A 1,262-nucleotide genomic window follows, 5' to 3' on the forward strand; every position below is an offset into this window, starting at 1 on the left:
TCCATCGTCATTAGTAATTCTTTAAATTGACCATGAATTGGAAAATCATACTTTAGTTCAATTTATCTGATTTCATCTTCGGTATAGCCCTGAATTAGTTCAGGGCGTTCGATGAAGTTGTTGCGTGGGTTTTTGATGGATAGTAGGATTTGGATTAGATTACTCATAGTTATTTATAACATATAAAATTTAAAGTAATTTTCCATACATAGGATAGTTTGGATTTTTAACAACAGTTCTGTATATACTTTCTCTATGCCAAATTAAAAAATCAAATAGGGTACCAAATTCTCTAACAGTATCTTCATTGGTATCCCATTCATAGACAATATCATTTTTGTCTGCTGCTAACATAAAATAGCCAATAATATGTTCATTGATACCTGCTATACTAATCATTTTTCTTTCAACAACATTACCTATAGTATCAATAAAATATTTGCAATCTGGATCATTATATAAGTCTATCCTGGCTTGTTCTCCAAAAGAGTATTCAGTACCTGTGCTATATATATATATTTCACTACCAGCAACCAGACCACCCGAACATTTACCCATCATCATTAAAAATTCTTTAAATTGACCATGAATCGGGAAATTGTATTTTTGTTCTATTTGCTTAATTTCATCTTCGGTATAGCCTTCTATCAACTCAGGTCTATCAATAAAACTATCATAAGGGCTTTTGATGGATAATAGGGTTTGGATTAAATTACTCATAAACTACTCCTAGGGACTGGTGTTTGTTGAACCATGTTCAATGTGAATGGTGATGTCTGGGTTTAGATTTTTAAAGTCTTGGATGGTACCGCCCATACCATCTTGACCGCCACAGCCATAGCAAGCACCCTTAAATTCATCTGATGTGTTTTGAATATTTAATTGAATGCTATCAATATTGGTACTATTTTGGTTTTGTTGGGTGATATGGCTCATGATTTTCTTTTCAGCATGATTACCATTTTTTTGTAGCTTGCCACGAATAAATAAATTATCTTTATCAGGTAATACTTTTTCTTTTGAACCATCTGATAATACTTTACCTGTATAAGTCTCATCTCTTAGCACCTGATATTCTTTACCATGAATGGTTACTTTATCAGGGGCATGACCACTCCAGCTTTTACCACTGACTGCTAGATAGTGAATGGTTGTGCCATCTTTGGTAGTAACGGTGGCAGTAGCAATACTTATTTTATTAGGGTCTCCCTTATGAGAACCTTGATTATTAATAAAGGGATTTTCTCCTTTTTTATTCTCCA

At 33.1% G+C, this 1,262-nt stretch carries 2 protein-coding genes; both read right to left on the reverse strand.

Going from position 1 to position 1,262, the window contains the following annotated elements; genetic code table 11:
- Positions 1–189: 189 nt before the first annotated feature.
- Positions 190–720: an SMI1/KNR4 family protein gene (locus ACZBKJ_RS09845; RefSeq protein ID WP_463200916.1), complete on the reverse strand. Its 531-nt coding sequence runs from the start codon at positions 718–720 to the stop codon at positions 190–192.
- Between the two features lie 9 nt (positions 721–729).
- Positions 730–1,262, reverse strand: a 533-nt coding sequence (locus ACZBKJ_RS09850; RefSeq protein WP_463200918.1) for a hypothetical protein, incomplete at its 5' end; no start/stop codon positions are given.

It is taken from the genome of Moraxella sp. I5G (assembly GCF_055193055.1).